24 protein-coding genes are annotated in these 18,565 nt (G+C 66.2%); 17 read left to right on the forward strand and 7 right to left on the reverse strand.

Annotation, left to right across the window (positions count from 1 at the left end):
• Positions 1–38: 38 nt before the first annotated feature.
• A complete protein-coding gene (locus tag ACWIGM_RS07730) occupies positions 39–1,067 on the reverse strand; it encodes a transporter substrate-binding domain-containing protein (protein ID WP_454025304.1) in 1,029 nt (342 codons plus the stop codon).
• 34 nt (positions 1,068–1,101) lie between these two features.
• Entirely contained in the window at positions 1,102–2,316 is a 1,215-nt protein-coding gene (locus ACWIGM_RS07735; RefSeq protein ID WP_454025305.1) for a trans-sulfuration enzyme family protein, read from the reverse strand.
• 79 nt (positions 2,317–2,395) lie between these two features.
• Here ACWIGM_RS07735 and ACWIGM_RS07740 point away from each other — a divergent pair, with 79 nt between their 5' ends.
• Positions 2,396–3,292, forward strand: coding sequence for a LysR substrate-binding domain-containing protein (locus ACWIGM_RS07740; protein ID WP_454025306.1), 897 nt, complete (start codon positions 2,396–2,398; stop codon positions 3,290–3,292).
• A gap of 21 nt (positions 3,293–3,313) precedes the next feature.
• Here ACWIGM_RS07740 and ACWIGM_RS07745 read toward each other — a convergent pair whose 3' ends face one another.
• Positions 3,314–3,832, reverse strand: coding sequence for a thioredoxin family protein (locus tag ACWIGM_RS07745; RefSeq protein ID WP_454025307.1), 519 nt, complete (start codon positions 3,830–3,832; stop codon positions 3,314–3,316).
• Between the two features lie 68 nt (positions 3,833–3,900).
• Here ACWIGM_RS07745 and ACWIGM_RS07750 point away from each other — a divergent pair, with 68 nt between their 5' ends.
• The 3 genes from ACWIGM_RS07750 to ACWIGM_RS07760 are packed head-to-tail and all read left to right on the forward strand — an operon-like array spanning position 3,901 to position 5,784.
• A complete protein-coding gene (locus ACWIGM_RS07750; protein ID WP_454025308.1) occupies positions 3,901–4,305 on the forward strand; it encodes a thioredoxin fold domain-containing protein in 405 nt (134 codons plus the stop codon).
• Positions 4,302–4,682: a metalloregulator ArsR/SmtB family transcription factor gene (locus ACWIGM_RS07755; RefSeq protein ID WP_454025309.1), complete on the forward strand. Its 381-nt coding sequence runs from the start codon at positions 4,302–4,304 to the stop codon at positions 4,680–4,682. Before ACWIGM_RS07750 ends, ACWIGM_RS07755 begins: the two co-directional genes overlap by 4 nt.
• A 28-nt stretch (positions 4,683–4,710) precedes the next feature.
• Positions 4,711–5,784, forward strand: coding sequence for a YeeE/YedE family protein (locus ACWIGM_RS07760; RefSeq protein WP_454025310.1), 1,074 nt, complete (start codon positions 4,711–4,713; stop codon positions 5,782–5,784).
• Here the strand turns inward: ACWIGM_RS07760 and ACWIGM_RS07765 are convergent.
• Positions 5,759–6,109, reverse strand: coding sequence for an ArsR/SmtB family transcription factor (locus ACWIGM_RS07765; protein WP_454025311.1), 351 nt, complete (start codon positions 6,107–6,109; stop codon positions 5,759–5,761). The two genes, ACWIGM_RS07760 and ACWIGM_RS07765, sit on opposite strands and share 26 nt — an antisense overlap.
• Positions 6,110–6,200: 91 nt before the next feature.
• Here ACWIGM_RS07765 and ACWIGM_RS07770 point away from each other — a divergent pair, with 91 nt between their 5' ends.
• The 4 genes from ACWIGM_RS07770 to ACWIGM_RS07785 all read left to right on the forward strand — a co-directional run bounded on the left by ACWIGM_RS07770 (position 6,201) and on the right by ACWIGM_RS07785 (position 8,701).
• Positions 6,201–6,629: a YeeE/YedE family protein gene (locus tag ACWIGM_RS07770; protein WP_454025312.1), complete on the forward strand. Its 429-nt coding sequence runs from the start codon at positions 6,201–6,203 to the stop codon at positions 6,627–6,629.
• 8 nt (positions 6,630–6,637) lie between these two features.
• A complete protein-coding gene (locus ACWIGM_RS07775; protein WP_454025313.1) occupies positions 6,638–7,099 on the forward strand; it encodes a DUF6691 family protein in 462 nt (153 codons plus the stop codon).
• A gap of 10 nt (positions 7,100–7,109) precedes the next feature.
• Positions 7,110–8,003 (forward strand): MBL fold metallo-hydrolase, encoded by an 894-nt coding sequence (locus tag ACWIGM_RS07780; protein WP_454025314.1) that lies wholly within the window; start codon positions 7,110–7,112, stop codon positions 8,001–8,003.
• 89 nt (positions 8,004–8,092) lie between these two features.
• Positions 8,093–8,701 (forward strand): rhodanese-like domain-containing protein, encoded by a 609-nt coding sequence (locus ACWIGM_RS07785; RefSeq protein ID WP_454025315.1) that lies wholly within the window; start codon positions 8,093–8,095, stop codon positions 8,699–8,701.
• Here ACWIGM_RS07785 and ACWIGM_RS07790 read toward each other — a convergent pair whose 3' ends face one another.
• The 3 genes from ACWIGM_RS07790 to soxA are packed head-to-tail and all read right to left on the reverse strand — an operon-like array spanning position 8,702 to position 11,064.
• Positions 8,702–9,592, reverse strand: a complete 891-nt coding sequence (locus ACWIGM_RS07790; RefSeq protein ID WP_454025316.1) for an MBL fold metallo-hydrolase — start codon at positions 9,590–9,592, stop codon at positions 8,702–8,704. It lies immediately after the preceding gene.
• 18 nt (positions 9,593–9,610) lie between these two features.
• Positions 9,611–10,219 carry a sulfur oxidation c-type cytochrome SoxX gene (gene soxX / locus ACWIGM_RS07795; protein WP_454025317.1) on the reverse strand — a complete coding sequence of 203 codons (609 nt, stop codon included), beginning with the start codon at positions 10,217–10,219 and terminating at the stop codon, positions 9,611–9,613.
• A gap of 11 nt (positions 10,220–10,230) precedes the next feature.
• Positions 10,231–11,064 (reverse strand): sulfur oxidation c-type cytochrome SoxA, encoded by an 834-nt coding sequence (soxA, locus tag ACWIGM_RS07800; RefSeq protein ID WP_454025318.1) that lies wholly within the window; start codon positions 11,062–11,064, stop codon positions 10,231–10,233.
• Positions 11,065–11,235: 171 nt separating this feature from the next.
• On the opposite strand from soxA, the gene soxY reads away from it, so the two are divergent.
• The 9 genes from soxY (at position 11,236) to ACWIGM_RS07845 (ending at position 18,555) form a co-directional block, all read left to right on the forward strand.
• Positions 11,236–11,700, forward strand: a complete 465-nt coding sequence (gene soxY, locus ACWIGM_RS07805) for a thiosulfate oxidation carrier protein SoxY (protein WP_454025319.1) — start codon at positions 11,236–11,238, stop codon at positions 11,698–11,700.
• 43 nt (positions 11,701–11,743) lie between these two features.
• Positions 11,744–12,073, forward strand: coding sequence for a thiosulfate oxidation carrier complex protein SoxZ (gene soxZ / locus ACWIGM_RS07810; protein WP_454025320.1), 330 nt, complete (start codon positions 11,744–11,746; stop codon positions 12,071–12,073).
• Positions 12,074–12,163: 90 nt separating this feature from the next.
• Positions 12,164–13,861, forward strand: a complete 1,698-nt coding sequence (gene soxB, locus ACWIGM_RS07815; RefSeq protein ID WP_454025321.1) for a thiosulfohydrolase SoxB — start codon at positions 12,164–12,166, stop codon at positions 13,859–13,861.
• Between the two features lie 43 nt (positions 13,862–13,904).
• The gene (gene soxC / locus ACWIGM_RS07820) at positions 13,905–15,179 is read left to right on the forward strand and encodes a sulfite dehydrogenase (protein WP_454025322.1); all 1,275 of its coding nucleotides are present in this window, start codon (positions 13,905–13,907) and stop codon (positions 15,177–15,179) included.
• The gene (locus ACWIGM_RS07825; RefSeq protein ID WP_454025323.1) at positions 15,163–15,900 is read left to right on the forward strand and encodes a c-type cytochrome; all 738 of its coding nucleotides are present in this window, start codon (positions 15,163–15,165) and stop codon (positions 15,898–15,900) included. The genes soxC and ACWIGM_RS07825 overlap by 17 nt, the downstream gene beginning before the upstream one ends.
• Positions 15,900–16,217 (forward strand): c-type cytochrome, encoded by a 318-nt coding sequence (locus ACWIGM_RS07830; protein ID WP_454025324.1) that lies wholly within the window; start codon positions 15,900–15,902, stop codon positions 16,215–16,217. The genes ACWIGM_RS07825 and ACWIGM_RS07830 overlap by 1 nt, the downstream gene beginning before the upstream one ends.
• 32 nt (positions 16,218–16,249) lie before the next feature.
• Positions 16,250–16,777: a DsrE family protein gene (locus ACWIGM_RS07835; RefSeq protein WP_454025325.1), complete on the forward strand. Its 528-nt coding sequence runs from the start codon at positions 16,250–16,252 to the stop codon at positions 16,775–16,777.
• 47 nt (positions 16,778–16,824) lie between these two features.
• Positions 16,825–18,099: an FCSD flavin-binding domain-containing protein gene (locus tag ACWIGM_RS07840; protein WP_454025326.1), complete on the forward strand. Its 1,275-nt coding sequence runs from the start codon at positions 16,825–16,827 to the stop codon at positions 18,097–18,099.
• Positions 18,100–18,168: 69 nt separating this feature from the next.
• A complete protein-coding gene (locus tag ACWIGM_RS07845; protein ID WP_454025327.1) occupies positions 18,169–18,555 on the forward strand; it encodes a c-type cytochrome in 387 nt (128 codons plus the stop codon).
• The last annotated feature ends 10 nt before the right edge of the window (positions 18,556–18,565 follow it).

Consider the following 18,565-nt stretch of genomic DNA (forward strand, 5'->3'; position numbering starts at 1 on the left):
GATTGAAGGGGGAGCGCTCGCGCGCTCCCCGGCGGCGCCTAGTCGAAGGGGAACGGATAGTTCAGTCCGCCATCCTTCCAGAGCGCGTTCAGGCCGCGATCGACTTTGAGGGGGCTGTTCTTGCCGAGATTATTGTCCCAGATCTCGGCATAGTTCCCCATCTGCTTGATGACGTTGTAGGCCCACTTGTCATCGAGCCCGAGCGGCTTGCCGAAGCCCGGCTCCTGGCCGAGGACGCGCTTGATCTCGCTCGTCCCCGTCTTCAGCTTCTCGTCGATGTTCTTGGCGGTGATGCCGTGGAGCTCGGCCCAGAGCAGGGCGTTGACCGTCCAGCGCGTGAGATCGAAGAGCTGCTCGTCGCCGCGCGCCACCGCGACGCCGTTCGGTTCCGCCGCATGGCCGACCTTGATGATGTCGTAGTCGTCCGGATTCTTCGCGACCGAGGCTCGCTGCCCTGCCGCCGCCGTGCCGTCGGTGACATAGGAATCGCAACGACCGCCGAAGAAGGCGTCGCGGGCCTGGACCGTCGAGTCGAAATAGACCTTCTTCATCGTGATCCCGTGCTCTTCCTCGGTCTCCTCGATCGCCTTCTCGGTCAGGCTGCCGCCGCCCTGCAGGCAGACGGTCTTGCCGGCGAGCTGCTTGGGATCGGTGATCTTGTCGGCCTTGCGCACCAGCAGGCCGTCGGTGTCGTAGAGCGTGATCCAGACGAAACGGACCACGGTGTCGCGCGAGAAGGTGATGGTCGAGGTGCGCGAGAGCACGTCGATCTCGCCGGTCTGCAGCGCCGGGAAACGCTGGCCGGCATTGAGCGGCACGAAGCGGATCTTGTCCTTGTCGCCGAGGATGGCGGCCGCGAAGGTCCGGCAGATATCGGAATCGAAGCCGCGATAGTAGCCGTTCTCGTCGGGACGCGAGAGGCCGGGCACGCCCTGGCTCGCGCCGCAGCTGAGATAACCGCGCTGCTTGATCTTGCTCACCGTGCTCTGCGCAGCGGCAGCGCCGATGCCCATAGCGAGGCCTGCGACGGCGAAGGCCGCGCCTGCCATGATCCTCAATCCCGTCATCGTCATCTTCTCCCCTGTTTGAAGTTGGTCGTTGTCATTCCGCGGCCCGGCTGCTGGCCGGTTCCGCCTGAAGTCCTTCCGCTTCCGCAAAGACCGCGAAGGCCTGGGCAAGATCGGCGATGAGGTCGTCGAGCGCCTCGAGGCCGATCGAGAGGCGCCAGACCGGCCCTCTCGGCAGCCAGTCGAGACTTGTCCGGCCCTTGCGCGGATCGCTGACCGCAACCAGCGAATGCACACCGCCCCAGCTCGCGCCGAGCCGGAACAGCTGCATCCGGCGCAGAGCCTGTGCCTGCAGCGAGGCGAGCTCGGGCCGCAGCACGAACGCGAACACGGCAGCAGACCCGGCGAAGTCGCGCTGCCAGATGTCATGGCCGGGATGCTCCGGCAGACATGGGTGAAGGATGCGCGCGACTTCAGGGCGGCCGGAGAGCCATGACATCACGCCGAGCGCCGTATTGGCGGCATGGCGCATGCGGACCGGCATGGTCATCAGGCCGCGTTCGCACAAGGCGCAATCCTCCGGCGAGACGCCGTAGCCGAGGAAGCGCGCCACATCCTTGAGCCGCCGGAACAGGGCGTCGTCGCGCACGGCGAGTGAGCCCATCAGCAGATCGCCATGGCCACCGGCGTGCTTCGACAAGGCCTGCATGCTGATGTCGACGCCATGCGCCAGCGGCTTGAACAGCAGATGTGAAGCCCAGGTGTTGTCGGCCGCGACCAGCGCGCCAACCTTATGGGCCGCAGCGACGATCGCAGGCACGTCCTGGACCTCGAAGGTCGCCGAGCCTGGTGACTCCACCCAGACCAGCCGCGTCCTGTCGTCGAACAGGCTGGCAATCCCTGCATCGAGACGCGGATCATAGCAGATCGCCTCGACCCCCAGCGGGCCGAGGAAACTGAAGATCATGTCGCGGGCCGGGCCATACAGCGTCTCGGGCACCAGCACCTTGTCGCCGCTGCGGCACACCGCCATCGTCGCCAGCGCCAGCGCTGCCATGCCGGAAGGCACGACCAGCGCCCTCGCCCCGCCTTCCAGCTGCGCGATGTGATCCTCGAGCTGGCGGCTCGTCGGCGTTCCGTAGAGCCCGTAACTGAAGCCGTCATAGACGCGATCGATGCGCCGCTCGAACGCTCCGAGATCATCGAAGACGACCGTCGAAGCGCGCTCGACAGGCATCGCGACCGCTCGGAAAGGCTCGCGAGAGCGCTCGGGCGGGTGGATGTGGGAGGTGTCGTCGGATCGGGCCATGGCCGACAACTAGCCGGCTGATCCATTGCCATCTATGGCCACAACGATAGAGTTGATCCGATTTTGATATGAGTTGCCGATGAACCTGCGCGACATCGACGTCTTCAACGCGATCATGCTCAGCGGCGGGGCCGGCGCCGCAGCGGCGCTGCTCGACACCTCCCAGCCGGCCATCAGCCGCTCGCTCGCCAAGCTCGAAGCCGAGCTCGGCTTCAGCCTGTTCGACCGGATCCGGGGGCGACTGGTGCCGACCCGCGAAGGCCAGCTCTTCCACGCCGAGGTGAAGGCCAATCTGGTCGGCCTCGACCGCCTCAAGCTGCGTGCCGCCCAGATCAGGGAAGTCGGCGCCGGCACGATCCGCGTTGCCAGCCTGTCGGCGCTGGGGCATGGCCTGGTTCCGCGCGCCATCGCCTCGTTCTCGCGCAAGCATCCGCAGGCACGGATCAGCTATCAGGTCCGCACCTCGCATGTCGTGCGCGACCTCGTCGCCTCCGGCAGCTTCGACATCGGGCTCGCCGCCGACGAGGTCGACACCACCGGCGTGCTGCACAGCGTCTTCACCACGCCGCGTGCCGTCTGCGTCATGCCGAAGGGTCATCGGCTGGCGAGCCGCACGGTGATCACGCCGCCCGATATCGAAGGAGAAGGCTTCCTCGCGCTCGCGCCGGAGGACACGGTCCGCCTGGCGATGGACCGCATCTTTGCCGAGCATGGCGTCCAGCCGCGGATCCTCGTGGAGACCCCCTATGGCGTCACCATCGCGATCCTGGCCGCCCAGGGCCTCGGCCTTGGCCTCGTCAATCCGTTCATCATCGCCGATCGCATGATCGGCGACATCGCGGTCCGCCCGTTCGAGCCCGCCGTTCATTTCCGGGCCTTGCTGCTGCGCCCACCCGACGGCGTAAACTCGCGCCTGGTCTCCGATTTCGCCGCCGAACTCTATGCCGTCAGGAACGCGTTCGGGGTCGCCGACTGAGACCGTGTCAGGCCGGTCGGTTCACACGCCGTTCCGGACGGCGCGGAACTGCGCGATGAAGGCTTGCGGATCGGGGAGCGAGGCCATGCGCGCGACCTCGCGATTCTTCGGAGCCTTCGCTGCCAGCCCGGTTGCGCTGGGAGGAAAGAACTGGATCGCTGGCGTGCCCTCGATGCCGTAATGCTTCGCGAGTGCCTTCTCGGTCAGCTTGCTGCCATCGAAATCGGTGACTTCGCGCGCGCCGAGGATATTGAGATGCAGCACCGCGAAATTGCTGCGGATATAGCTTTCGATCGCTGGGTCGGCGAGATGGACCTCGTGCATGCGCCGGCAGGCCGGGCAGTTGCGCAGCCCCCAGAGGACCGCGAAGCGCTTGCCGTTTTGGCTCGCGCCGGTGAGGTCCTCGGCAAGGTCGAGAAAGCTTTCGAGATACCAGTCCTCCTGGTAGAGCCCGTCCTCGCCGAGCCGCGCCTTGGCCAGGGCCGGTGCTGTCGCCATGGCCACCAGCGAGCTCGCCAGCAGGCTGCGTCGTGAGATCATGGCGTCGCCTCCGCACCGGGCCATTACGGGCTCTGGTATAAACATATGAATACGACTATGTTCCGAGGATGATTGCAAGCGGCAGATATCGCGCGAGGCTCGCGGCAGCGTTCACGTTGTCGGTATTGTTGCCGCTGCCGGCCTTGGCCGCCGAGCTCGTCATGTACACGCGCAATGCCTGCCCCTTCTGCCTGCGCTTCGAGCGCGAGGTCGCGCCAGTCTACGCGAAGACGCCCGAAGGCAGGGCCGCGCCGCTGCGGCGGGTCGAACTGCCGGCCGGCGGCATGCATGACGAAGGGCTTCGTGAGCCGGTGATCGCCACGCCCACCTTCGTGCTGTTGGACGACGGCCGGGAGGCCGGCCGCATCACCGGCTATCTCAACGACGACATGTTCTGGGGTTTGCTCGGGCGGCTCGTTGCTGTCATTGAGTCACCTAACCAGGTTCAACGATCAGGCGCACAGACCCAATGACCGCCATCGTCTCGAAAGCGCTCGAAACCGAACTGCGCGACGGCGCCGAGTTCTCGCCCGAGCTCGACCAGCTGATGCGCAAGGCCCGCAAGGCCAGCGATTTCCTGAAAGCCCTCTCGCATGAGAACCGCTTGCTGCTGCTGTGCCTGCTGGCCGAGCGCGAGCGCACGGTGACCGAGCTCGAGAACCTGCTCTCGCTGCGCCAGCCCATGGTCTCGCAGCAGCTCGCGCGCCTGCGCCTCGACCAGCTCGTCACCACCCGCCGCGACGGCAAGGCGATCTATTACAGTCTCGCCAGCGACGATGTCCGGCGCGTCATCGCCGTGATCTACGACATCTTCTGCAATCCGCCCGGACCCGAAGCCGGAAGATCGTGAGCAACGATCGCTCGTATCGGCGCCTGCCATGATCGAGCTGCCGGCCTGGGGCGCGGCACTGGCGGGCGTCGCTGTGGGCACCGCCTGCGGTTTCACCGTCCGTCGCGCGAGGCTCTGTTCCTTCGGTGCAGTCGAGGATGCCTGGATGGGCGGCGACACCCGTCGCCTCAGGGTCTTCGGCCTTGCGCTGGCGATCGCGCTGATCGGCACGCAGGCGCTGATCGGGCTGCATCTGCTCGATCCCGCCAATTCCACCTATGTCCAGCCGGCCCTGCCCTGGCTGTCGATCATCGTTGGTAGCACGTTGTTCGGCCTCGGCATGGCGCTGGTCGGCACCTGCGGCTTCGGTTCGCTGATCCGGCTCGGCTCCGGCGATCTGCGCAGCCTGATCGTGATGATGGTGTTCGGCGCGGTCGCCTATGCGACGCTGCGCGGCATGTTCGCGCCGATCCGGATCGAGGTGCTGGAGAAGGTCTACTGGCCGCTGCCCGGCGGCCTCAAGGGCGATCTCGCCGGCATCCTGACCTATCTCGGCGCCCCGGCTGCACGTGTCCTGATCACCGCTGCCGGCGCACTCGCCCTGATCGCCATCGTCGTCATCGACCCGCGGCTGCGGCGTTCGCCACGATTGCTGCTCGCTGGGGCGACGCTCGGCCTCGCTGTGGTCGCCGGCTGGTGGGTGACCGGCGTCGCTGTCGATGCCTTCGACACCGTGCCGCGGGCGCAGAGCCTGACCTTCGTCTCGCCGGTCGGCCGGGCGCTCTATGCGGTGCTGAGCGTGCCCTTGGCGCTGCTCGAATTCGGCATCGGCACGCTTGCTGGCGTCACGCTCGGCTCATTCCTGTCGGCGCTCTATGACCGCGAATTCCGCTGGGAAGCCTTCGACGACGATCGCGAAATGCGCCGCCATTTGCTCGGCGCCGTGCTGATGGGCGGCGGCGGCGTGCTCGCCGGCGGCTGCACCATCGGGCAGGGCATCTCCGCCGGCTCGATGCTGGCGCTGTCCTGGCCGCTGGCGATCGCCGGCATGATGGTCGGCGCGCGCATCGGCATCGCCTTCCTGGTGGAAGGCTCGATCAGGGGGCTGTGGCAGCGCAGCTGAGGGTCTGCACCGGCGCGCAATAAAGCGCGTGCAGCGTCTCCAGCACGGCCTTCGCCTCTGCGCTCGCCAGCGAGAAGAAGACCGCGATGCCGCGCCGTTGCGCGGCGATCAGCCCGAGCCGGCGCAACTGCGCCAGATGCGAAGCGACGCCAGCCGGGCTCAACCCGGTGACCTCGGCGAGCTCGAGAGCTCCCGCCTCGCCCTCGACGAGCCGGCAGAGGATGGCGAGTCGGCGTGGGTTCGCCATGGCGGTGAGAAGGGCGGCCGCCTCGTCGATCGGGGGAGTAGCCTGCGCTTCAGCGGGCTGAAGGGTTGTGATTGACATATAATATTTTCTATATATATCAGATATGCAATGTAATAATCACAATGGAGAGCCCGGTCAATCGGGACCTGCTCGTTGCAATGGCACTGAGATGATCGAAACCGCCTTCACACCGGCCGCCTCGTTCGTCGGCGGCGGCATGATCGGCCTGGCGGCGGCACTGCTGATGCTGTTCCGGGGCCGGATCGCCGGCATCAGCGGCATCCTCTCGCGCCTCTTGCCGCCGGAGGCGGACGGCGAGACTGGCGGTCGCCTCGCCTTCGTCGCCGGTCTCGTGCTCGCACCGCTCATCGTCTATGCTGCGGGTTCGGCTTGGCCGGTTCCGCAGATCGCCGCGACGATCCCGGTTCTCGTGATCGCCGGCCTGCTTGTCGGCTTCGGCTCGGTCTGGGGCAATGGCTGCACCTCCGGCCACGGCATTTGCGGCCTGTCGCGCCTGTCGTTGCGCTCGCTGATCGCCGTCGCGACCTTCATGGCGAGTGCGATCGCGACCGTCTTCGTCGTTCGGCACCTGCTGTGAGGCCGGCCATGTCGATCCTCGTCCAGTTCGCCATCGGCCTGATCTTCGGCCTCGGGTTGATCCTCGCCGGCATGTCGAACCCGGCCAAGGTGCTGAATTTCCTCGACCTCGCCGCCATCCCGACCGGGCGCTGGGACGCCAGCCTGCTCTTCGTCATGGCAGGCGGCATCGCCGTCACCATGCTTGGCTATAGGCTGACCTTAGCACGTGAGCGCCCGCTGCTCGCGGAACGCTTCGTCCTGCCGAGTGTCAGCCGACCGGATGCGAGACTGGTCACTGGCGCCGTCCTGTTCGGCATCGGCTGGGGGCTCGCCGGTTTCTGCCCCGGCCCGGCCCTGGTCGCGGCGCTGACCGGCGGCGTGCCGGCGCTGACCTTCCTCGCAGCGATGCTCGCCGGCATGGCCCTCGCTCGCCGCCTCGCCGCAGTCACCGTCGCTTCCGCTCAACCGGCCGAGCAAGGCCGGAGCTGAGGAGAAAGTCATGACCGCAATCCCGCACCCGGTCGACCTGTCGACCAAGCCCGAGATCACCGCCTTCTTCGACGGGCAGACGAACACGGTCAGCTATGTCGTCAAGGACCCCGGCTCGAACGTCTGCGCCATCGTCGATTCGGTGATGGATATCGACTATGCCTCCGGCCGGATCACCTATGATTCAGCCGACAAGATCATCGCTTACGTCCGTGAACACGACCTCGCGGTCGAATGGCTGATCGAGACCCATGTCCATGCCGACCACCTCTCCGGCGCGCCCTATATCCAGGGCAAGCTCGGCGGCAAGATCGGCATCGGCGAGCGCATCACCGTCGTCCAGGAGACCTTCGGCAAGATCTTCAACGAGGGCACCGCGTTCCAGCGCGACGGCAGCCAGTTCGACCACCTCTTCGCCGACGGCGACAGCTACATGATCGGTGGCATGAAGGCCTTCGTCATGCATACACCCGGCCATACCCCGGCCTGCATGACCCATGTGATCGGCGATGCCGCCCTGGTCGGCGATACGCTGTTCATGCCGGACGGCGGCTCGGCCCGGGCGGACTTTCCGGGCGGCGATGCACGCACGCTCTACCGCTCGATCCAGCGGGTGCTGGCGCTGCCGCCGCAGACCCGCCTGTTCATGTGCCATGACTATGGCCCGAACGGCCGCGAGATCCGTTGGGAGACGACGGTCGCCGAGCAGCATGAGCACAACATCCATGTCCGCGACGGCATCGGCGAGGACGAGTTCGTCGCGATGCGCGAGGCGCGCGATGCGACGCTCGCCATGCCCAGGCTGATCATCCCCTCGCTGCAGGTGAACATGAAGGCCGGCGAGCTGCCGCAGCCGGACAAGAGCGGCAAGCGCTTCCTCAAGGTGCCGCTGAACAGCTTGTGACGAGCACCCGCCGCGAGCGTGCCGGCCAATCCGGCCGAGGATGGCGCTTGCCCGAAACCAGATGACTTATCTCGATCGATGAGGACAGCATGATGAACCGCAGGAATGCCCTTACGCTCGCAGCCGGGGCGGCCATCGCCGGCATCACTATTCGCGCCGAGGCGCAGCAGGCTGCACCGGCAGCCGGCCCGCAGGCCGGCATCGCCAAGGCCAAGCAGACCACGCTCGGCCTCTACATGACTCCGCGCGAAGCTGCCGACGTGATGGCGCGCGAGGGCGCCAAAACCCTGTTCGTCGATGTCCGCACCCGCGCCGAGATGATGTTCACCGGCTGGGCCCCGGTGATCGACGGCAATGTGCCCTTCGTCGATGTCACCGAGTTCTGGGACTGGGACGACAAGGAAGGCCGCTACAAGCTCGAAGCTAATGCGACCTTCTCGCAGGATGTCGGCCGGCTGCTGGCGGCGAAGGGCCTCGCCAAGACCGACCGCGTCATCGTGATGTGCCGCTCGGGCGATCGTTCGGCGCGGGCGGTCGACAAGCTCGCCGAGGCCGGCTTCGCCCGGGTCTACAACCAGTATGAGGGCTTCGAGGGCGATCTCTCCCCGGAAGGCCGGCGCAGCATGAACGGTTGGCGCAATGCCGGGCTGCCCTGGACCTTCAAGCCCGACAAGGCGAAGTTCTATCTGCGCGGCTGATCAGGAGGCCGCGGCGAAGCGGTAGGCCGCGCCCTGCCGCTCGACGCGTCCGACCGCGCCGGGCAGGTGGTAGCCGACGATCTGCGCCTTGTCCTGGCTGAGCCGGTCGAGCAGCTTGCGCCGTGTCGCGACGGCGAGATCGGCGTCATGGTCGGAGGCCGGGCGCCAGTCCGGGCGCGCGAACGAGATCAGCGGATGCGTCAGCGCATCGCCCAGCACCATGACCGGCTCGCCTGCCGCCTTGAACGCGAAGGAGACGTGGCCCGGCGTGTGGCCGGGCGTCGCCACTGCCTCGATCCCCGGCAGCCATTCGCGGCCGGGCTCGATCCGCTCGAGCTTGTCACCGAGCTCCTTGGCGATGCGCTGGGCCCCGGCGGCGAAGGCGTGGCGATCCTCGGGCATGCGCTCATAGACCTTGGGATCGCTCCAGAACCCGATCTCGGGCGCGCTCACCAGCCAGCGCGCATTGGGAAAGAGCGGGCTGTCGAACTCGTCAAGCGCGCCCCAGAAATGATCGGGATGGAGATGGGTGAACAGCACATGCGTCACCGCATCGGGCTCGATTCCCGCCGCCTTCAGGCTCTCGCCGAGCTTGCCCGAGCCGGCCAGGAAGTTCGCGCCCGAGCCGCAATCGAACAGGATGACGTCCTTGCCGCGCTTCAGGCAGGTGACGTTGAGCACCGATCGCATCGGTCCGCTCTGCTTCGCCTCGGTGGCAAGCTCCGCTTGCGGGACGTCGCGCGCCAGCATCGACAACGGCAGTTCGAAGCTGCCGTCGCTGAGGACGGTCAGCGTCTCCTCGCCGGAGCCGAGCGTCGCCACGACCTGTGCCAGGGCCGGCGAGGCCAGGGCGCAGGCACCGGCGGTTACAAACAGGCGACGCGTCAGCATCGAGCGCTCCGGCAAGACCTACTTGTTCACCGGCGATTCCGGGTCGAACAGATAGGCCATCACGTCCTTGATCTGCTGCTCGTCCAGCACCTTGTTGACGCCGAAGCGCGGCATGTTCGAGCAGGGCACCACCGCCATCGAATTGTAGATCTTGGTGTAGGCGTCCTTGATCGTCTCGGGATCGTATTTGCGATCCCGGCCATAGGCCGCGAGGCTCGGGCCTAGCGTGCCATAGCTGACCTCCTTCGGATCGAGCTGGTGGCAGGCGAAGCAGTTGCCGCCGGCAACCGTGCCCGGCGGATCGGAGAACTGGCCGCCGCGGCCATTGTTGGCGACCTGGTAGCCGTTCTTCCAGTTCCCGAGGAACTTGCCGTCGGCGGGATAGACGACGCGGGCGCGCTCGCGCTTCAGCATTGCCTCGGACTCGGCCGAGGACGGGTTGTTGCGGGTCGTGTTGCAGACCGCGAGCGAGTCGTCTGGCTTGATCCTGGCCTGCCATTCTGCCGAGGCCTTGCCGAAGGTCGACTTGATATAGGCGTCGATCACGGCCTGGGCCGGGCGTTCTTCGGCGGTGGCGGCCCCTGCGGCGACCAGCAAGGCCGCCAGGGGAATGAGTGTCCTGATCATGACGTTTCCCCTCAGCGCTTGATCGACGGAACTTTGATCTCGCCGCCTTCGGCCTGCTTCTGCAGGAAGACGGTGAGCGCGGTCAGGGCTTCCGAGCCGTATTCCGGCACCGGCCAGCGCTGCTGGCGATAGCAGTCCCAGAGCCGGTGCTGCATGGTCCGGAGCGCGCTCTGCGACACCCGGTAGGTCGGCCAGGAACCCATCGTCTCCTGCGCGGTCTTGCCCTTGACCGAGAGGTTGGGCAGGCCCTGCAGGCGGATGCGCTTGCCTTCCTCGGCATGGCAGGTGGCGCAGGAGAAATCGTTGACGCCGCCGCGCGTGTAGAACAGGGCTTCGCCGACCGCCGCCATCTCCTTCTCCTTGGGATGGGAGAGCTGCGGCTGGATCGTCATCTCGCTCGACTTGTTGGCGATGAAGGCGACGAGGTCCTCCATGTCCGAGGCCCGTGCCGGCCCCGAGAAGCGCCGCAGCACGACGTCCTTGGTGTCGAGCCCCTGCAGCTTGTCCATGCACCAGAGCAGGCGCTGCTCGGTATCCATCACCTTGTCGGCGTCGGCGAAATGGCGCGGCAGCTTGGCGAAGGCGCCTTCGAGCTTGCCCGGCCCCTCGCCGAGATCACAGCCCTCCAGCGAAACATTCTTGGTGCCGCGCTTTTCCGCCCACAGCGCCTCGCCGCGATCGACCGCGAGAAAGCCCGGATTCGAGAACGGGTCGGAGAGCATCTGGCGATAGCGCTCGATCTCCTTCTCGCTGTCGTCCTGCGGCGGCGATTGCGCTGTCAGCGGCCCCGCCGCGACTATCATGACGGCCGCCAATGCGGCCGCTCCGATGATCGGAAGCTTCATCCCTCGCCCTTTCGTTTCCTCCGGGACCGCTTATCCTGCGATCTCGTCGCCGGCCCTCTCGGGGGCTTTACATTCACAAAAAACAATATCACGATACGTGCAAATGATTGGCGACCCGCCGCGGCGCCGTCAAGAGTTAAAACAAGACGAATGTGAAGGAGGAGCCCTCGTATGCTGACCCACCTGCCGACGCTGTCGCGCCGCGATGCGGTGAAGGCCGCTGCCTGGGCCCTCGCCGCTGCCGCGATCGCGCCGAAGCTCGCCTTCGCCGACGAGAAGACCGTCGCCGCCGAGATCAAGAAGCTCTACGGCGACAAGCCGATGGCCTCCGGCAAGATCAAGCTCGACGTGCCCGAGATCGCCGAGAACGGCCTGGTCGTGCCGATCAATGTCGAGATCGAGAGCCCGATGACGGAGGCCGACTACGTCAAGGCCGTGCATGTCTTCGCCGAGGGCAACCCGCAGCCGGGCGTCGTCAGCTACCAGTTCACGCCGGCCTGCGGAAAGGCCTCGGCCGCGACGCGCATGCGCCTCGCCCAGACGCAGGACATCATCTGCGTCGCCGAGATGTCGAACGGTACGCTGCACACGGCCAAGGCCAACATCAAGGTCACGATCGGCGGCTGCGGCGGCTGACGCCCGGCATCGTCATCGAACAGAACAAGGCGAGGAAGCATCCATGACCACCAAGCCCACGCCCCGTGTGCGCGTTCCGGCCAAGGCCGCCGCCGGCGAGATGATCGAGATCAAGACCCTGATCTCGCACGAGATGGAATCCGGCCAGCGCAAGGACGCCGAGGGCAAGACCATCCCGCGCAAGATCATCAACAAGTTCTCGGCGAGCTTCAACGGCAAGCCCGTCTTTTCGGCCGATTGGTACTCGGCGATTTCGGCCAATCCCTATCAGTCATTCTTCTTCAAGGCGACGGAATCCGGCGAATTCACCTTCACCTGGAAGGATGATGACGGCTCCGAATACACGGCCAAGAACAAGCTGACGGTCGGCTGAGCTTTTAGGCATCGTATCGCCGCCGGTTTCGGCGGCGCCTCCGTTTTGGATTCCCTGGATCGCGATGTGCGCGCATCCAAAGGATAAGTCATGATCTCGAGACGAGACTTCCTGCAGGCGACGGCGGTCGCCGCGGCTTTGACTGCCGGCTCCGGCCTCGGCCCGCTCGGGCGCGCTGCCGCCCAGCAGAAGCTGTCGCAGGCCGATATCCTGCGCTTCGAGCCGCAGGGGCAGGTCACCATCCTGCATGTGGCCGATATCCACGCCCAGCTGATGCCGCTGCAGTTCCGCGAGCCGACGGTCAATCTTGGCGTCGGCGAGGTCAAGGGCCTGCCGCCGCATCTGACCGACGCCGCCTTCCGCGAGCACTTCAAGATCGCGGCGGGCTCGGCCGATGCCTTTGCGCTGACCTCGGACGATTTCGTCGCGCTCGCCCGCAATTACGGCCGGATGGGCGGGCTCGACCGAATCGCGACCTTGGTCAAGGCGGTCCGGGCCGAGCGCGGCAACGACAAGGTGCTGCTGCTCGACGGCGGCGACACCTGGCAGGGCAGCTGGAGCTCGCTGCAGACCAAGGGCCAGGACATGGTCGACGTGATGTCGGCTCTGAAGCTCGATGCGATGACCTCGCATTGGGAATTCACGCTCGGCGCCGAGCGGGTCAAGGAGATCGTCGAGGCCGCGCCCTTCGCCTTCCTCGCCCAGAACATCCGCGACAAGGAGTGGAACGAGCCGGTCTTCCCGCCGCGCAAGGTCTTCGAGAAGGGCGGCGTCAAGGTCGCGGTGATCGGCCAGGCGCTGCCGCGCACCGCCGTCGCCAATCCACGCTGGATGTTCCCGGAGTGGGAATTCGGCATCCGCGAGGATGAGTTGCAGAAGCAGGTCGAAGAAGCCCGCGCCGAGGGGGCCGCCATCGTCGTGCTGCTCTCGCATGACGGCTTCGATGTCGACCGCAAGCTGGCGAGCCGGGTCAAGGGCATCGACGTCATCCTGACCGCCCACACCCATGATGCCATGCCCGGGCTGATCCGGGTCGGCGACACCGCCCTCGTCGCCTCCGGCTCGCATGGCAAGTTCGTCTCGCGGCTCGACATCGCGGTGAAGGACGGCAAGGTCGCCGATATCCGCTTCAAGCTGATGCCGGTCTTCGCCGATGCGATCACGCCTGATCCGGAGATGGCGGCGCTGGTCACCAAGCTGCGCGCGCCCTATGCCGCCGAGCTCGCCAAGGAGATCGGCCGCACGGAATCGCTGCTCTACCGGCGCGGCAATTTCAACGGCAGCTTCGACGACCTGATCTGCGACGCCATGCTGTCGCAGCGCGATGCCGAGATCGCGCTTTCGCCCGGCTTCCGCTGGGGCGGCTCGCTCCTGCCGGGCGAGGCGATCACCTGGGAGGCGATCAGCAACGCGACGGCGATCACCTATCCGAACTGCTACCGGATGGAGATGACCGGCGCGCAGCTCAAGGAGATCCTCGAGGACGTCGCCGACAACATCTTCCACCCCGACCCCTATTTCCAGGGCGGCGGCGACATGGTCCGCATCGGCGGCATGGGCTACGCCATCGATGTCGGCAAGCCGATGGGGAGCCGCATCTCCGGCCTGACCCACCTCAAATCCGGCAAGCCGATCGACGCCTCCCGCAAATACGTCGTCGCCGGTTGGGCCAGCGTCAACGAAGGCACGCAGGGACCGCCGATCTGGGACGTGGTGCGCGACCACGTCGCAGCGGCCAAGACCATCACCATCAAGCCGAACGACGCCGTGAAGGTGAGCGGGGCATGAGCGCCTCCGCCGTCACGCTCGTCGAAAGCCAAGGAGACGAGGCATGACCTCTCCCGCAAAACCCGATGCGCTCAGCCGCCGCCGCTTCCTCGGCGGGGCGGCGCTCGCCGGAGCCGGCCTCGCCGGCGCAGGTTCCGCCCGCGCCGAAACGGCCAAGCCCGATCCGCTGATTACCGAGGTCCAGGACTGGAGCCGCTATCTCGGCGAGGGGGTCGACAAGCGGCCCTATGGCACGCCGTCGCGCTTCGAGAAGAACGTGATCCGCCGCGACGTCTCCTGGCTGACGGCCTCGCCTGAGTCCTCGGTCAACTTCACGCCGCTGCACGAGCTCGACGGGATCATCACCCCGTCCGGCCTGTGCTTCGAGCGCCATCATGGCGGCATCGCCGATATCGACCCGGCCAATCACCGTTTGATGATCCATGGCCTCGTCGACAAGCCGCTGGTCTTCACCATGGAAGACATCAAGCGGATGCCGCGGCAGAACCGCATCCACTTCCTCGAATGCGCCGCGAATTCCGGCATGGAGTGGCGTGGCGCGCAGCTCAATGGCTGCCAGTTCACCCACGGCATGGTCCACAACGTCATGTACACCGGCGTGCCGCTGAAGGTGCTGCTGGCCGAGGCGGGCGTGAAGGCCAACGCCAAATGGCTGCTGCTCGAAGGCGCCGATTCCTCCGGCATGAATCGCTCGCTGCCGATCGAGAAGGCGCTCGACGACGTGCTGATCGCCTTCGCCATGAACGGCGAGGCGCTGCGGCCCGAGCAGGGCTACCCCTTGCGCGCCGTCATCCCCGGCTGGGAAGGCAATCTCTGGGTCAAATGGCTCCGGCGCATCGAGGTTGGCGACCAGCCCTGGCAGGCGCGCGAGGAGACCTCGAAATACACCGACCTCCTGGCCGATGGCCGCTCGCGCCGCTTCACCTTCTTCATGGACGCCAAGTCGGTGGTGACCAATCCCTCGCCGCAGGCGCCGCTGAAGCAGAAGGGCCGCAACGTCCTCTCCGGCCTCGCCTGGTCGGGGCGCGGCACGATCAAACGCGTCGACGTCACGCTCGACGGCGGCAAGAACTGGCAGCACGCCAGGATCGACGGGCCGGTGCTCGATAAGTCGCTGACGCGCTTCTATGTCGATTTCGACTGGAACGGGCAGGATCTGCTGATCCAGTCGCGGGCCATGGATTCGACCGGCTATCTCCAGCCGACCAAGGAGGAGCTGCGCAAGATCCGCGGCACCAATTCGATCTACCACAACAACGGCATCCAGACCTGGCATGTGAAGGCGAACGGGGAGACCGAGAATGTCGAGATCGGTTAATCCCGTCCTGCTCGCGGGCCTTGCGGCAGTTGCCGTTCTGGCCGCCGCGCCGCTGATCGCCCAGACCAAGCCGGCGGCCAAGCAGGCCCAGACGCATCCGCCGGCCAAGGCCGCGCCTGCTCCTGCGCCGGCCGCCAAGCTCGGCCTCGGCCGCGAAGCGCTGTCCGAGGAGATCAAGGCCTGGGACATCGCGGTGCGTCCCGACGGCAAGGGCCTTCCGCCCGGCAAGGGCACGGTCAAGCAGGGCGACGAGATCTTCCAGGCGCAATGCGCCAGCTGCCATGGCGAGTTCGGCCAGGGCAACAATCGCTGGCCGGTGCTGGCCGGCGGCATGGGCTCGCTGAAATCCGACCGGCCTGAGAAGACGATCGGCTCGTTCTGGCCCGATCTCTCGACCGTGTTCGACTATGTCCGCCGCGCCATGCCCTATGGCAACGCCCAGTCGCTCTCGCCGGACGAGCTCTACGCCGTCACCGCCTATTTGCTCTACCTGAACGACATCGTGAAGGACGAGGACTTCGAACTGTCCGATAAGAACTTTACCAGTGTGAAGCTGCCGAACGCGGCCGCCTTCTATGATGACGACCGCGAGACCACGGAGAAGGCCTTCTGGGGCAAGGAGCCGTGCATGACCAATTGCAAGCCGGAGGTGAAGATCACCGGACGGGCGGTGATCCTCGACGTCACGCCGGATTCGAAGACCGCGCCGAAGGTCGATTGATGCGGCAGGCCAGCGCTGTCCGTCTTGCGGTGCTCGGGCTGATGCTGGCTTGCGTACCCGCCGAGGCGGCGGGCGATCGGGCGCTGGGGGAGTATCTCTCGTCCGAATGCACGAGCTGCCATCAGAGCAGCGGCAAGCAGGTCGGCGGCATCCCGGCGATCGTCGGCCATCCGGCCGAGCAGTTCGTTGCGCTGATGAACGCCTATCGCGAGCGTCAGCGCGAGAATCAGGTGATGCAGGCGGTCGCCGCCAAGCTCTCCAGCGAGGAGATCGCGGCGCTGGCCGCCTATTACGAGAGCCTGAAACCCAATCCATAGCCGGGCATATGGCCCGAGCCGAGGAGGTCACGATGTCGGAGGAAACCCAGCAGGCTTCGCGCCGGGCGCTGATGCTGGCGGCGGCCAGCGGAGTCGTCGCGGCCGCCACGCCCGCGCTCGCCGCGCCCCGCCAGACGGCACTCGCCGACCTCAAGAAGGACGCGGATGTCGCCTGTCTCTATCATTGCGATTTCGGCGAGCCGCAGCGCTTCATCCAGATGCTGCAGAACATCGCCAACCATTATTCCGCCTATGGCGCCGACCCGTTCGCGCTGCAGCTCGCCATCGTCGCGCATGGTCCTGGCGTGAAGTTCTTCCTGGAGAATCTCGACGGCACCAGCTGGAGCGAGGAAGCCGCCACGGTCCCGAAGATCTTCGAGCGGGTCGAGGATGTCGCCAAGAACGGGTTGAAGGTCCATCTCTGCGAGATCACCTTCAACCGCTTGAAGATCGACAAGAGCAAGGCGCGCAAGGCCGAATTCGTTGGCTTCGTGCCGTCGGGCGTCGCCGCCGTCGCGGCGATGCAGGCCAAGGGCTTCGCTTATTTGAAGGTCGGATAAGGCCCGCAAGAGGCCCGCTGCCAATCATTGGAAGGGGAGAGGGAACCATGTCGACCAGTCGCCGCACATTCCTGTCGGGCCTTGCCGCCGCTGGCAGCTTTGCCATTGCCTCGCCCGCCGTGCTCGGCCAGGCCAAGCCGCGCGTCGTGGTGATCGGCGGCGGAGCCGGCGGCGCGACCGCGGCACGGTACATCGCCAAGGATTCGAACGGCGCCATTGCGGTGACGCTGGTCGAGGAGAACGAGGTCTACCAGACCTGCTTCCACTCCAACCTCTTCATCGGCGGCTTCAAGAGCTACGAGGACATCAGCCATCGCTATGACGCGCTGGCGAAGAACCATGGCATCACGCTCGCCCGCGCCCGCGCCACACAGATCGATCGCGACAAGAAAGAGGTCGTGCTCTCGACCGGCGCCCGCCTGCCCTATGATCGCCTCGTCGTCTCGCCTGGCATCGATCTGAAATACGATTCCGTCCCCGGCTGGTCGAAGGAATCAGAGGAGGCCATGCCGCATGGCTGGAAGCCCGGCCGGCAGACGCAGCTGATCAGGCAAAAGCTCGACGCCGTGCCCAATGGTGGCACGATCGTGATGATCGCCCCGCCCAATCCCTATCGCTGCCCACCCGGCCCCTATGAGCGCGCCTCGATGTTCGCCCATGTGCTCAAGGCCAGCGGCAAGCGCGACTGCAAGATCTTCATCCTCGACCCCAAGGACAGCTTCTCGAAGCAGGGCGTCTTCCAGGAAGGCTGGGAGAAGCATTACGGCGCGATGATCGAATGGCTCGGGCCGAAGGTGCATGACGGCATCAAGTCGGTCGATCCCAAGACCAACACCGTCGTCACCGGCTTCGAGACCTACAAGGACTGCGCCTTCGTCAACGTCATCCCGGCACAGATGGCCGGCGAGATCGCCCGCTCGGCCGGGCTGGCACCGGCCGGCGGCTATTGCACGATCGATCCGGCCTCGATGAAATCGGCCGCCGATCCCAACATCTTCGTGCTCGGCGATGCCTGCATCGCCGGCGATATGCCGAAATCCGCCTTCTCCGCCAACAGCCAGGCCAAGGTCGCGGCGATGGTGATCCGCGGCGAGCTCACCAATGCCCGGACCTTCCCGGCGCGCTATATCAACACCTGCTGGTCGCTGATCGAGACCGACGACACCATCAAGGTCGGCGGCCGCTACGAGCCGAAGGACGGCAAGATCGCGGCAAGCGAAACCTTCGTCTCGCAGCCGCGCGAGAGCGCCGAGCTGCGCAAGGAGAACCAGGCCGAGAACATCGGCTGGTACGCCGCGATCACCGCCGACATGTTCGCCTGAAACCGCTCACCGCGCCGTCGCCTTCGCGCGACGCCGCCGCCCCCCTCTCGTCATCAGGGTCTGAAACGCATGAAATTGCCTGTCATTGCCGCTGCCTTCACTGCCGCCTTCATCACGACCAATGCTTCGGCTCAGGACATCTCCGCCGGTGAGCGTTCCTGGAACAAGTGCCGGGCCTGCCACCAGACCGGCGAAGGTGCCAAGAACCTGGTCGGACCCCATCTCAATGGGCTGTTCGGGCGGCACACCGGCGAGGTCGAGGGCTACAGCTATTCGACCGCCAACAAGGGTGCCAACATCACCTGGGACGAGGCGGTCTTCGCCGAATACATCAAGGACCCGAAGGCCAAGATCCCCGGCACCAAGATGGTCTTCGCCGGCATCAAGAACGAAAAAGAGATCGCCGACCTCACCGCCTTCCTCAAGCAGTTCGGCAAGGACGGCAAGAAGATGTGAGGCGGAGGCG

This window comes from Allobosea sp. NPDC055332 (assembly GCF_053645455.1).